This window comes from uncultured Paraglaciecola sp., assembly GCF_913058035.1.
In the GTDB taxonomy this organism is placed as follows: Bacteria; Pseudomonadota; Gammaproteobacteria; order Enterobacterales; family Alteromonadaceae; genus Paraglaciecola.
This window is the reverse complement of the sequence record NZ_CAJXPA010000122.1, coordinates 1-13895: the sequence shown is the minus strand read 5'-3', so window position 1 is coordinate 13895 and position 13895 is coordinate 1. Positions and strand designations below refer to the sequence as shown.

General features: G+C 39.2%; 11 protein-coding genes and 1 other RNA gene. 5 read left to right on the top strand and 7 right to left on the bottom strand.

The features are described from left to right. Positions 1-395: 395 nt before the first annotated feature. Positions 396-753, bottom strand: a transfer-messenger RNA (tmRNA) gene (gene ssrA / locus QZ562_RS14885). A 154-nt stretch (positions 754-907) separates the two neighbouring features. Between ssrA and QZ562_RS14880 the strand changes: the two genes are divergently transcribed. Continuing rightward, on the top strand, positions 908-2146 hold the full coding sequence (locus QZ562_RS14880) for an NADH:flavin oxidoreductase/NADH oxidase family protein (RefSeq protein WP_293761695.1): 1239 nt from the start codon (positions 908-910) through the stop codon (positions 2144-2146). A gap of 72 nt (positions 2147-2218) precedes the next feature. Here QZ562_RS14880 and QZ562_RS14875 read toward each other — a convergent pair whose 3' ends face one another. Next, positions 2219-2980 (bottom strand): arginine deiminase family protein, encoded by a 762-nt coding sequence (locus QZ562_RS14875; RefSeq protein WP_293761693.1) that lies wholly within the window; start codon positions 2978-2980, stop codon positions 2219-2221. Between the two features lie 565 nt (positions 2981-3545). Further along, positions 3546-4022 (bottom strand): SsrA-binding protein SmpB, encoded by a 477-nt coding sequence (gene smpB / locus QZ562_RS14870; RefSeq protein ID WP_293761691.1) that lies wholly within the window; start codon positions 4020-4022, stop codon positions 3546-3548. 133 nt (positions 4023-4155) lie between these two features. Here smpB and QZ562_RS14865 point away from each other — a divergent pair, with 133 nt between their 5' ends. Both QZ562_RS14865 and QZ562_RS14860 read left to right on the top strand, forming a co-directional pair. After that, positions 4156-4596 (top strand): type II toxin-antitoxin system RatA family toxin, encoded by a 441-nt coding sequence (locus tag QZ562_RS14865; protein ID WP_293761689.1) that lies wholly within the window; start codon positions 4156-4158, stop codon positions 4594-4596. Further along, positions 4593-4946 (top strand): RnfH family protein, encoded by a 354-nt coding sequence (locus tag QZ562_RS14860; RefSeq protein WP_293761687.1) that lies wholly within the window; start codon positions 4593-4595, stop codon positions 4944-4946. Before QZ562_RS14865 ends, QZ562_RS14860 begins: the two co-directional genes overlap by 4 nt. On the opposite strand, the gene QZ562_RS14855 is transcribed toward QZ562_RS14860, so the two are convergent. Both QZ562_RS14855 and QZ562_RS14850 read right to left on the bottom strand, forming a co-directional pair. After that, positions 4935-5618: a TIGR02453 family protein gene (locus tag QZ562_RS14855; protein WP_293761685.1), complete on the bottom strand. Its 684-nt coding sequence runs from the start codon at positions 5616-5618 to the stop codon at positions 4935-4937. The genes QZ562_RS14860 and QZ562_RS14855 overlap by 12 nt on opposite strands. Positions 5619-5630: 12 nt before the next feature. Continuing rightward, positions 5631-6443, bottom strand: a complete 813-nt coding sequence (locus QZ562_RS14850; protein ID WP_293761683.1) for a pyruvate, water dikinase regulatory protein — start codon at positions 6441-6443, stop codon at positions 5631-5633. A 207-nt stretch (positions 6444-6650) separates the two neighbouring features. On the opposite strand from QZ562_RS14850, the gene ppsA reads away from it, so the two are divergent. Next, a complete protein-coding gene (gene ppsA / locus QZ562_RS14845) occupies positions 6651-9026 on the top strand; it encodes a phosphoenolpyruvate synthase (protein WP_293761681.1) in 2376 nt (791 codons plus the stop codon). A gap of 87 nt (positions 9027-9113) precedes the next feature. Here ppsA and QZ562_RS14840 read toward each other — a convergent pair whose 3' ends face one another. Beyond that, positions 9114-9341, bottom strand: coding sequence for a tellurium resistance protein TerC (locus QZ562_RS14840; protein WP_293761679.1), 228 nt, complete (start codon positions 9339-9341; stop codon positions 9114-9116). Positions 9342-9544: 203 nt separating this feature from the next. On the opposite strand from QZ562_RS14840, the gene QZ562_RS14835 reads away from it, so the two are divergent. Then, on the top strand, positions 9545-12565 hold the full coding sequence (locus QZ562_RS14835; RefSeq protein WP_293761677.1) for an FAD-binding and (Fe-S)-binding domain-containing protein: 3021 nt from the start codon (positions 9545-9547) through the stop codon (positions 12563-12565). Positions 12566-12814: 249 nt separating this feature from the next. On the opposite strand, the gene QZ562_RS14830 is transcribed toward QZ562_RS14835, so the two are convergent. After that, the coding region (locus QZ562_RS14830) for a cupin domain-containing protein (RefSeq protein ID WP_293761675.1) at positions 12815-13895 on the bottom strand (1081 nt) is incomplete at its 5' end.

Below are 13895 nucleotides of genomic sequence, written 5' to 3'. Positions count from 1 at the left end.
AATTTACATAGATTTAACATTAGCGCAATGTTTGTTCAGAAGATACTGATTATTGTATGTATTTTACGCATCTATAATAATTTTTTGTGTGGATTCTGCTGGATATTAATAAATTTTTGACTCTTAACTTTAACTTTAGTTAATGTGCCGTGGGGCTTTAGCCCCGTGTTGATGTTCGCTCAAAAAGTACTTTTTTAAGCTTTTTATTAAGAAAGATGTTAGTAGATTAAATTTATGCGCATATCTTTTAGGAAACTCAAAAATATACATTTTATTCAGAGGTTCTCATCAAGTTAGATTGTATATGAGTGTAATTTGAAGGATTTATTAGCAGGAGTCTAATTTCCAATAGAGCAAAAAAAAGGCCTATCTTTCGATAAGCCTTTTTTATTTTTTGGTGGAGCTGGCGGGACTCGAACCCGCGTCCAGAACACGTCAACTGTCGGTACTACATGCTTATTTTGTCTTTTATTTAACTACGTGGAACTCCGACAAACAGGATTTCGTTGCAGCTGGCCTAATACTATTTCGCGGTTCACCCTTAGACAAGGTTCCCTCGCTATCCTGCTGGGATGACCTTCCGAACCTCTACTAGCAGAAAAAGTATGAGTGGAAGGGCACTGCCGGGTATTAAGCGGCTAGTGCGTAGTTTTCGTCGTTTGCGACTATTTAAATGCGGCTTTTATAGAGGCAAACCGCTCCTCTGCATGCACCTAAAGCGTCTAGAGTCCTGTCGAATCCAGAATCAGCCCCAAGGCGTTGGCTGCAAACAACCAACTCATACATTCTAGCATAGGCTGGTTAGCTGTGAATATAGTGTTTATGCAAATGTTGTCACAAACCTTGTGTGTGTTGTATCAATCCCAATATATTGTTTATAAACTAAGCAAGATTAGTAGACTCTGATATGGCATCTTCAATTTTCACTTCATTTACATTACCCAACGGTCAAATAATAAAAAATCGTTTGGTTAAAGCTGCTATGGAAGAAAATCTAGCCACCTTTGAACATTTGCCAGGTGATGAACTTAAACGTCTATATAAGTCTTGGGCTGACGGTGGTGTTGGACTAATCATTACTGGAAATGTGATGGTAGATCACCTAGCTATGACTGGCCCAGCTGGTGTGGTCTTAGAAGAGGATACGGATTTAACTTCATTTATTGACTTAGCAAGATTGTCAAAAACTAACAACACTAAAATATGGATGCAAATTAATCATCCAGGACGCCAAGTATTTAAAAAAATGGGCGGTAAGGTCTTATCTCCCTCTAATGTGGCGTTAAATATGGGTAAACATTCAGCTATGTTTTGTACGCCTAAACCAATGGATGAGTCTGAAATACAAGATGTTATTCAACGATTTACTATAACCGCTATTCGGGCTGAGCAATCGGGTTTTGATGGAGTTGAAGTTCATGCTGCTCATGGATATTTGCTTGCGCAATTTTTATCACCACTGACTAATATAAGAAATGACAAATGGGGTGGCAGTCTTGAAAATCGTGCTCGTCTATTGATTCAAATAGTTAAATCAGTGAAAGCGGCATGCAACGATAGTTTTGCGGTCGCGGTTAAGCTTAATTCGGCAGACTTTCAACGTGGTGGTTTTGATATAGATGATGCTGAATTAGTAGTAAAAATGCTCGGTGACTTGAACATTGATTGTGTTGAACTATCTGGCGGCAGTTATGAAGCGCCAGCAATGCAGGGCCGTACCGCAGATGGAAGAACGCTAGCAAGAGAGGCTTATTTCTTAGAGTTTGCTAGTAAAATTGCTAATAACGTATCCGTACCTATTATGACAACAGGTGGTGTAAGTCGATATGCTGTGGCTAAAAAAGTTGTTGATAGTGGCGTGGAATTAGTGGGAATGGCTAGTGCTCTGGCTTTAACTCCAGATTTACCAAATCAATGGCAAAATAACACCGCGGTGTTTAGTCATACACCTGCAGTTAATTGGAAAGATAAAACGCTTAGCGGTTTAGCTACTATGGCATTAGTTAAACAACAACTACGCAGGATTTCACAGGGTAAGTCGCCCAAAGTAACTGCGTCGCCGTTTTGGGCGTTAATTATTGATCAAGTTCGTGGAGTAAAATTAACTAAGCGTTATAAAAAACATCACGAAGACAAAAATTTGTGATTATCAATTATAAAACAACAACTAAAAATATTTAATTTATAGTTGTTAAGTGCCTTCAAATTTGACTGTTAATCAAAATCGTAGTGACAAGCAGCTTAATCCACCATCTAGTTTTTGAAATTCCGAAACTGATACTTCCAGTGTTGGATAACCTAATTGTTGGATCGTTTTCAGGGCCTTAGGGAAACCTTTGGGTACTAATATAGTTCCATTTACCCATACACTATTGGCAGCATAACTTTCTTCTTTGGCTATTTCAAAACGCTTAAATTGGCTGAAATAAGGATGGTTGTGCATCTCACCAAAGGTCAATAAATTATTGTTTTCTAGATAATTCACGCCTGTCTTCAAATGTAATAATTCAGACATTTCGACCATAGAACCACTCAAGTTGTATTTGCCCAGTATGTTAATAATTTGTTCAGCGCCTTGAACATTGGTACGTGCCGATAAACCAATATAAAAGTGACTTCCAACCATCATAATATCGCCAGCTTCTATAGTACCGGGCAGATCGATATGATCGGGTTTAGGGTAGAATTGTTCAACTGCTTTGACTATATGCTGCACTTCTCCAGATCGACTTAGTGCACCAGGTTGGGTAAGAATTGCACATTTTGATGTCAGTAGGGCAACATCTTCGACAAAACAAGAGTCAGGATAATTTTCTAATGGTGGTAAAACAGTCACTTGTAAACCGCACTCCTTTAAAGCTGCAATATACCCTTTATGTTGTTCGCATGCTAAATCGTAATCTGGTAAGCCCATTTCAGCTTCAGTAAGGCCCTCTAACATTGCTTTGCATGGTGTTCTAACAATTGCTTGACTAAACATAAATAATCCTAAGGGTTAGTGATATGAAACCCAATCTCACATGACTGTAATTGGGATAGTGTAGTGACAAGGAACACCATACATCATTTTATTTACCTTAATGGCTCACATTGTAAGCACTACACTGAAAATCGATAGCTGAGTATCTGATTGCTTACTAATGCTGAGCGTTTAATGATAATGATCTAGTTATCACAACTGCTGTGCGATGATTACTAGATAGCAATATGTGTCTGTCAGAATACGTTAAATATAGTGGTGCTATTGACGTTATGAATATGACCGATAAATTTCACATTCTAATAAAATGTATAATTGACCTAGACAACGATATCAAATGCTTATCAATATCGACAATCTAATAAAATTTGAGAGGCAACCAACAGAATGCTAGCAATACAAATACAAGTAAAATACTTGGATTAAATACAATTTTATGAGTAAGTTTGCTATTAAGTGACATGTACCTAAATAATTGCCGAGTTAATGGATACCACAGGGCTACATCAGTTAGAAGTCAACTATTATAACCTTGTGATAGTAGATGTTATTTTAAATAAATGTTTTAAACGCTATGTTTCATCATACGTTCTTTATCACGGGCCCAGTCACGGTCCTTAACTGCGTCTCGTTTGTCATGCTCATGTTTACCCTTACCTAAATAAACCTCGACCTTTACCCAGTTTTTCTTCCAATACATAGCTGTGGCAATTATCGAATACCCTTGTCGTTCAACTGAGCCGATTAATTTATCTAACTCCCGTTGTTTGAGTAAGAGTTTACGTTTACGTGTAGGCTCACATACTACGTGGCTAGATGCCTGGTTTAGCGGTTGGATGGTTGAACCAATTAGAAAGGCTTCACCTTTGTCTATGGCGACGTAACTTTCTGATATATTAACTTTACCAGAGCGAATGCTTTTCACTTCCCAACCTTGCAATGACATACCACATTCTAGTTTGTCCTCAAGATTGTATTCGTGTCGGGCTTTTTTATTAAGCGCAATGGTACTATCTGCTGATTTTGACTTCTTTTTATTCATGGGAGCTATTATAAAGATTGTATGAAGTGGCACAACTAAAAATCCACTGTATTGAAAAACTATTGGATCAAAACCTCGATTGACTTGTGTTAATCTAATGAAGTTTTAAAATTTGAACTGTTTTGGAGAGAGAATGGCGAATGTGTCTCGCAGTGCGTTAGTTGGCTACAGTGCTGAATCAATGTTTGATTTAATCAATGATGTAGAACAATACCCTAAATTTATTCCTGGTTGCTCAGAAACCAAGGTGTTAGAACAAGACAACGATACCATGCTTGCATCGCTGCTGATTTCTAAAGCCGGTGTCAGGCAGTGGTTTACCACACATAACTCCTTAAAGCGCGGCGAGTTTATCCAAATGAACTTAGTCGATGGGCCTTTTTCACGATTAACTGGGGGTTGGACAATTAAGTCATTGAGTGAGTCGGGATGTAAAATAGAGTTAAATTTGGACTTTGATTTTTCTAGTAAGATAGTTGAAATGGCGTTTGGACGGGTTTTCAATTCAATTGCTGCTAATATGGTGGTTGCTTTTACTGAGCGCGCAAAACAGGTTTACGGTCAAAAAATATGACAGACCAACAAATATCACTTGAAGTGGCATACGGTACGCCAAAAAAACAAGCTTTACTTGAAGTTGTCGTTGAAAAAGGTGCAACGGTTGAACAAGCTATTTTGGCCTCAGGTATTGTAAAACGATTCCCAGATATTAATCTTGAAGTTTTAAAAGTAGGTATTTGGAATCGCACATGCAAATTGACTGACCTGCCTAAAAAGGGTGATAGGATTGAAATTTATCGACCTCTTATTGCTGACCCCAAAGAAGCAAGAAGGCGCAGAGCAGAAAAAGCTAAAGATGAGGGACGTGCAAACAGAGTTACAGGTGGCAGAGCCAAAGCCACAGTAAATCCATCAGAATCTTAGTCCTAGCGCTTCACAAATAAACTTTTGAAATGGCTGAGCTCGTGCAAAACGACTAGCCACCATCTTGCAAAAATCTGGCTGATATAGTTCACTTTCTTCTAGTTGGCATAGAGCAATAAAATCCTTGCGTTTTATTTCTTCAATCAACGTATTTTCCTTGTCATAACCCTTCGGAGGCCTGATCAGTTTAGTGCCTGCAAGCTGGTAAAACTCAGTAAATGGCTGATGCTCAATGGCATCTAAATATGGTCCCGGTTTGGTTACGATATGGTCTCGAATAGCAGATAAAGGCTCTCTATCTGGCTGCCAAATTCCAACACCTAAAAAAATTTTATCAGCGGCGATATGCAAATAAAAACCTGGGGCATGAGCACTTTTCCCCACCTCATGACGGAACTTTATGCCTACATTTGTTTTGTACGGGGCTTTATTTTTAGAGAACCTGACGTCTCGATAAACACGCATCAGTGAACCGCCGATTTTTTTAGGGCTGGCTTCATAATGTGGAGAAATAAGTGGGATCCATTGTTCCATTTGTTCTATGAAAGCGAGAGCAGGGGAACGGACGTGGTCTTCATATTGTTGTTTATGATCATTAAACCATTCACGTTCGTTGTTGGCTTGTAAGCCTCGCATAAATTTTAATAATGAAGGGTCAAAATGACTGAACATATTGGTTATTCCTTAATACTTCTTTCTTTGTAAACCAGTTTGAGCCAATATTTTGGCTGAAATCTCTTCAATCGAGAACTTTGTGCTGTTCAGAAACGGGATTTTTTCCTTTCGATATAAATTTTCCACTTCTCGCAACTCCATACGACATTGCTGCAACGATGCATACTTACTATTCGCTCGTCGCTCTGAGCGTATTTGATGCAACCTATCTGCCTGAATAGTCAGCCCAAATAACTTATTTTTAAAACCCCGCAAAGATGCAGGTAAACGCAGAATATCTCCCATATCATCTTCGGTGAAAGGGTAGTTAGCTGCTTTGATGCCATATTGTAATGCTAAATAAAGACTGGTGGGTGTTTTACCCGACCTAGATACGCCCACCAAAATGATGTCAGCCTCGTTATAATCTTTTAAGTTAGACCCATCATCATTGGCTAGTGCATAGTTTACTGCTTCAATTCGAATATCATAGGTTTTTTCATGAATACTGTGAGTACGGTGTTTTTCTGGTTTAGACGGCACACCTAACACTTTTTCTAATGGTGTAACAAATTGGTCAAGAAAATTGTAATTAATGCCCACCGACTTTGAAACGATTTTTCTGACTTCGATATTGACGATGGTGTAAAAGACCAATGGCCTCTGACCATCATCTTGAAAACTTTCAGATATTTTTTGAATGACCTCTTCAGCATGTTCAGTTGTTTCGACAAAGGGAACAGTAATGTGTTTGAACTCGATCGTAAACAGGGAGAGCAATGCGTGGCCAAATACCTCTGAAGTAATAGCCGTTCCGTCTGAAATATAATAGGCAGATCTCAAAACATTTCCTTAACATTGTTGTAATTTAATTACGAAAAATAATTAAATTTTACTTTCAGGATAACAACATCTTAAAATCACCACTACAAACTAAATGGCGTTATAAGAAAGTCATTTTTTATTCTGTTTTTAACAGTTTATCTAAGATGATTAGCCTAAACTAACACGATAATAAAATAACCAAACAATCATTTGGAGAAAGTGAGAATGCAAGAACACGTTTTATGGTACCAACAGCTGGGAATGGGAGACGTTGGAGTCGTTGGCGGCAAAAACGCATCGTTGGGAGAGATGATTTCTAATTTGGCCAATGCAGGGGTGCAAGTGCCTGGAGGATTCGCGACCACCGCTCATGCATTTAATTTATTTCTCGAACAAAGTGGTTTAGAAGCTCGGATCCATGTTTTGTTAGACGACTTAGATGTTGAGGACATTGCAGCGCTGGGTGAAGCTGGCGAAACGATCCGTAACTGGATCATTGAAACACCTTTTTTACCCGAGCTAGAAAGCGCTATACGTATTGCATTTAAAACATTACAAGGTGAAGCAGGTGATGAGGCTTCTTTTGCAGTTCGTTCTTCAGCAACAGCAGAAGATATGCCAGATGCTTCTTTTGCTGGGCAACAAGAAACTTTTTTAAATGTGAAAGGCTACGACGCAGTGATGGTCGCTATTAAACACGTATTTGCCTCGTTATTTAACGACAGAGCTATTTCTTATCGAGTGCATCAAGGTTATGACCACAAAGGTGTAGCTTTGTCTGCAGGCATTCAACGTATGGTACGAAGCGATTGCGCCTCTTCGGGCGTAATGTTCTCAATTGATACCGAGTCTGGTTTTGAAGAAGTAGTGTTTATCACATCATCTTATGGTTTGGGCGAAATGGTAGTTCAAGGCGCGGTCAATCCAGACGAATTTTATGTACACAAACCAACTTTGGCAAAAGGCTTTCCAGCTGTAGTTCGCAGGAATTTGGGTAGTAAACTCACCAAGATGATTTATTCGGATGACCTAGAGCACGGTAAACAAGTTGATATTGTTGATATTGATACCGCGGATAGTCGCCGGTTTTCACTCAATGATGATGAAGTAATGGAATTAGCCAAACAAGCCGTCATTATAGAAAAACATTACAAACGGCCAATGGATATTGAATGGGCCAAAGATGGCATAGACGGCAAACTTTATATAGTGCAAGCACGCCCAGAGACTGTGCGTAGTCGCGAAGATATGCAAGTCATAGAACGCTATATGTTAAAAGGAAAAGCCAAGGTTGTCTGTGAAGGAAGAGCGATCGGTCACAAGATTGGTGCTGGCGTGGCAAAAGTGCTCAAAGGCGTCGAAGAAATGGACAAGATCCAAGCGGGTGATGTGTTAGTTACTGATATGACTGATCCCGATTGGGAGCCCATCATGAAAAAAGCTTCTGCAATTGTAACTAACCGTGGCGGTCGAACATGTCATGCTGCTATTATTGCCAGAGAATTAGGCATTCCTGCGGTAGTCGGTTGTGGTAATGCCACCGCTTCAATCGAAAATGGAGACAATATCACTGTGTCTTGTGCCGAAGGTGACACAGGGTTTATCTACGGTGATGTGCTGGACTTTGATGTTGTGACATCGCAGATTGATTCAATGCCAGATATCCCACTAAAAGTTATGATGAATGTGGGTAATCCAGACAGAGCTTTCGACTTTGCTCGTCTACCTCATTCTGGTGTGGGATTGGCGCGACTCGAATTTATTATCAACCGCATGATTGGGGTTCACCCTAAAGCGTTACTTGATTTTGATCATCAACCTAACGAATTAAAGAAAGAAATCACTGACATCATAGCGGGTTATGCTTCACCAGTAGAGTTTTACATCGAAAAATTAGTCGAAGGTATTTCAACTATCGCTTCGGCGTTTTCGCCTGAAAAAGTCATAGTACGTATGTCTGATTTTAAGTCTAATGAATACTTTAATTTAGTTGGCGGTTATCAGTATGAACCTGATGAAGAAAACCCTATGCTGGGTTTTCGTGGTGCCAGTCGTTATATTTCTGAAGACTTTCGCGCTTGTTTTGCCTTGGAGTGTGAGGCGATAAAACGGGTACGCAATAAAATGGACTTAACTAACGTTGAGATCATGATCCCCTTTGTGCGTACTCTTGAAGAAGGTAAAAAGGTATTGGAGCTGCTTGCTGAAGAAGGGTTAGTACAAGGTGAAAATGGCCTTCGCGTTATTATGATGTGTGAATTACCTTCGAATGCACTTTTGGCTGACCAATTCTTGGATATGTTTGATGGCTTTTCTATTGGCTCCAACGATTTAACTCAGCTAACGCTTGGATTGGACCGTGATTCGGGATTGATTGCTCACTTATTTGATGAGCGTAACCCTGCGGTTAAAGCTTTATTGTCTATGGCTATTCAAGCCGCTAAAAAGCGGGGTAAATACGTAGGTATCTGTGGTCAGGGCCCTTCTGATCACGAAGATCTGGCACAATGGCTAGTTGAGCAAGGTATCGATAGTGTGTCACTTAATCCAGATACGGTAGTCGAAACTTGGTTGTATATTGGTGAAAAACACGGAAAGTAAAGTAAAACTTTAGATTTAAAAGGCCGCTTGCGTTTGTGCGACAGCGGCATTTTTTGTAGTTATACAAAAATTAAGAGTACGAAAGTTTTAACTTTTAACCTTTAATTTTTTATCAAGGATAATTTTGTCTAATTTCCTAGCTGACTTTGACATCAATTTTTGACAGGTGCGCAACCAGTTTCTCGCTTTAGGCACATCATAACTGAGCATTAATAACCCTGATAACAAAACGAATATTGAACCAGGCAAAACAAAAAATATTAATCCAAACATCGTTAACAAGGCACCAATTGCGATGCGACAATTTTTTTTCATGTTATTTTCCTGAATGTTGTCAAAGTAAATGCTCTAGTAGAAGATTATAACAGTTCATTTTTAATTGAATATCTTCAGTTGTTACAAACTATTTGCAGTATATGAAAAATCAATAGGGCTAATGTCAAAGTGATATAGAGTAGGGATGATCATTTTAGGTATACTCATCGTTATATTAATATGTCAATTACTGAATTTTCCCTATGCTGCCAGCGTTAGACCCACAAGCTCTTATTGAAAGCAATTATCAGGACTTTTTGACCCATTTGGGCAAGTCCAAATTTTCTGGAGATATTGAATACAGTTATGCGAGCCGACTTGCTGTGTCTACCGATAATTCTATCTATCAACAGTTACCGCAAGCCGTTGTTTTTCCTAAAAGTGTTGAAGATTTATCACTAATTGGGAAAACTGCTCATGCTTATGAAAATGTTAAGTTCTCTGCTAGAGGTGGTGGTACTGGTACTAATGGTCAATCACTCACAAGTGGTATTATTGTTGACGTTTCTCGGCATATGAATCAAGTTTTAGAGGTCAACACTCAACAAAGTTGGGCCAGAGTGCAAGCCGGTGTGGTTAAAGACCAGTTAAACGATGCATTAAAACCTTTGGGATTCTTTTTTGCACCTGACCTTTCCACCAGTAGCCGAGCAACTATTGGTGGCATGATCAGCACTGACGCTTCAGGACAGGGATCTTTAGTGTATGGAAAAACCAGTGATCATATATTGGGTATTACATCGGTTATGGCTGATGGCACTATTTTAAATACGGCACCTATGCCACTCAGCGATGCAAAAATACTGAGTCAAAAACATACTCCTTTAGCAAAGATAACTCAGCAACTACTTGATACTTGTCTGGGTAAACGCCAACAAATTTTAGATAAGTTCCCTCGTTTAAACCGCTTTTTAACAGGGTATGATCTAGAGAACACGCTTGATAAAGATTTGACAACATTAGATATTAGCCGAGTGATTACCGGCTCTGAAGGCTCACTTGTTTTTGTGGCAGAAGCAAAAGTTAACATTTCGCCTATTGCCAATTTCAAAGCCTTAGTCAATGTGAAATACAATTCTTTTGAGTCAGCTTTAAGACATGCACCTAGCATGGTGGCTGCTAATGCAACATCAGTAGAAACGGTGGATAGTAACGTTCTTAACTTGGCTAAGCAGGATATTATTTGGCATTCGGTTGAAAGCTTGATCACTGAGGTAGAAGGTAAAATTGTACTCGGCTTAAATATGGTGGAGTATAACAGTAACGATCAAATTGATATCGAACAGAAAATTGCGACCTTAAGTGCTAGCTTAGATGTAGCAGAAAATCTAGGCGTGATTGGTTATCAAATTACTTACGACAAAACTGATATTCAAAAAATATACGCTATGCGTAAAAAATCAGTGGGTTTATTGGGTAAAACAAAAGGCTCTAAAAAACCTATCGCTTTTGTCGAGGACACGGCTGTTCCACCTGAAAACTTAGCTGATTTTATCATGGAATTTCGGGCTTTATTAGATGGACACGGTCTAAATTACGGTATGTTTGGTCATGTAGATGCAGGTGTATTACATGTGCGTCCTGCATTAGATATGTGTGACCCTGTTCAAGAAGCTATGGTGCCAGACATTTCAGAGCAAGTTGTTGCATTAGTCGCAAAGTATGGTGGCTTGATGTGGGGCGAACACGGAAAAGGATATCGTAGTGAGTATTCACCGCAGTTTTTTGGTAAAGAGCTATTTACAGAACTAAGAAAAATAAAGACGGTTTTTGACCCACACAATAAAATGAACCCTGGAAAAATATGTACCCCAATAGAGTCAACAGATTCTCTTGTTAAAGTCTCAGGTCAAAAACGTGGTGAGTTTGATAGGCAGATTCCCATTGAAGTTAGAGCATCTTTCGAACCTGTAATGAGCTGTAATGGTAATGGATTATGCTTTAATTACGATACCACTTCACCGATGTGCCCTTCTTTTAAAATAACTGGTGACAGACGCCATAGCCCTAAAGGTAGAGCAGGTATGGTCCGTGAGTGGCTGAGGTTATTGTCGAATCAAAATATTGATGTCAATGCATTAGAACATAATGAAGATCCTCCTAGTTGGTTTGAGCGCTTTAGAAATAGTACTGATAAAAGAGTTGATAATGACTTTTCGCATGAGGTGCTAGAAGTAATGGAAGGCTGTTTAGCTTGCAAAGCTTGTTCTAACCAATGCCCAGTTAGTGTTGACGTACCAGGATTTAGGTCACGTTTTTTAAGTATGTATTATCAGCGCTATATGCGCCCGGCGAAAGACCATTTGGTTGGCAATATTGAAATAATGGCGCCTTTGATGGCAAAAGCGCCCGGGTTTATTAACTTTTTCTTACGCCAAGGCTGGGTTAACCAAGCAATACGTCGATTTATTGGTTACATAGACACGCCAATTTTATCCCAACCAACCCTTAATCAAAGGCTTAATAAAAATGTTGCCATTCAGCTTGACCTAGCGATTCTGCAGAAGTTAAGCCCAGCGCAGTTAGCGAAAAAAGTGTGTATTGTACAAGACCCCTTTACTAGTTTTTACGACGCAGAAGTGGTTGAGTCTTTGGTAACACTAATTACTAAGTTAGGTTATGAACCGGTGTTGTTACCTTTTATGCCAAACGGTAAACCTCAACACGTAAAAGGTTTTTTGAAGGAGTTTGCTAAAACTGCTAAAGATGCGTCAGATTTTTTGAATCAATTAGATGATTTAGACTTACCGATGATAGGTGTCGATCCATCAATGGTACTTTGCTACCGCGACGAATATGAAAAAGTATTAGGGAAAGCCCGTGGCGAATTTAAAGTACATCTCGTTCACGAGTGGCTATTGCAGCTTGAACTACCGAAAGTATCTCAAAGCAAAACCCAAAACTACGCATTGTTTGGCCATTGTAGCGAAAAAACGGCTCTACCTACCAGTGAAAAACAGTGGCAACAGATTTTCCAAAAATCTGGCTTGAAACTATCTGCAGTGTCAGTTGGATGTTGCGGTATGGCAGGTACGTTTGGACACGAAGCCAGTCACATAGAAGAATCCACAGGTATTTATCAATTAAGTTGGCAGCAAGCCGTTAGTCGATATCAGCCAGAGCAAATAGTCGCTACGGGTTATTCCTGTCGCAGTCAGGTGGCAAGGTTCGAAAATTTCAAACCTAAACACCCATTACAAATATTGGCAATGAGCATTGAGTAGGCAAGGATAAAATGGCAAAGGTAAGATTAGGTGTAGTTGTCATTTAATCTTGCTTTGGCTGGTGTATGGTATTTTTTAGCAATGTCATTCATTTGTGCTACACATCATTGATATTTGAGTTAAACCTGCATTCATGCCTTCGATTACATTTACAAATACCTACCCTTACCTTTTACTTTTAGCTTTTTTAGGTGCGCACTTTGGCATTCTAAATCGACGTTTTACAAATAGAAAATATGAAGGGTGTTTTTAATCAGTGTACCAATACCCTGCGTTGACCAATGTGGCGACTAACTGTGTAAAGTATATATTACTCTTATCTAGGTCTGTATTTTCTAAGTGAAAAGTTGGTCGGTTTAAAAAATCTAAAACTAAATCTTTGCTTGTCAGCGGCACTGAAAATGCCTCAGTTTGAATATAAAAGGTAAAATCTTCGTTATTAAAAGGGCTCTGCTCAACGAAAACAGCTTTAACGCCGGGACACCTAACAAATTGCGAACCTGATTTTAGTTTGCCATCAACATCTTGATAAGAAAAGTGCTGTATATCTTGTTCGTCAAGATCTTGTTTTTCACCACCTTGGCTTAAAAATTGAGCTGTCCAATTAGTAAATTGCTCGGTTTCTAACAACTGCTGCAGCATGTGCTTAAATCTTGCTATTTCCTGCTGTTTTATTTCACCACTAAAATTACGGGGGGCAAGTTCTTGATCTGTATAGCGTTCATTGAAGAGATTGTTATCAATAGCAAAATCGGCAAATGAAGATAACATTTCTTGCTGTGTAGGCGCTCGGAAACCGACTGAATAGTTTAAACACTCCTCCAATGCCACGCCGTTATGTGGATGATTGGCTGGGATGTAGATTATGTCACCTGGCAACAGAATTTGATCGATTATAGGTTCAAAGCTAGAAATTTGAGATAAGTCTTTATGTGGTCTTATTTTGTCAAAATTTCCTGGTAAACCAACTTGCCAGCGTCTTGAGCCTTTGCCTTGAATAATAAATACGTCATATTGATCGAGATGAGAGCCAACACCAGCATCTTTATTTGAAAAGCTCACCATCAGGTCGTCCATTCGCCAGTGTGGTATAAAGTCGAAGGCTCGCATCAGTTCGTCGGCTTCGACGACAAAGTGGTCTACTGATTGAACCAACAAACTCCATGCCCCTGAACAATGTGCATTCACATCTTCAAACGGACCGTGACTCACTTGCCATACATTGTTTGTTTGACTTACTATTCTTGAGTCAATCGAAGGTTCTTGACTCAAGCCTGCTAAATCGTGTTCATCGAGAGGATCAATAAAGTTTTTTAAACCCTGTTTGATC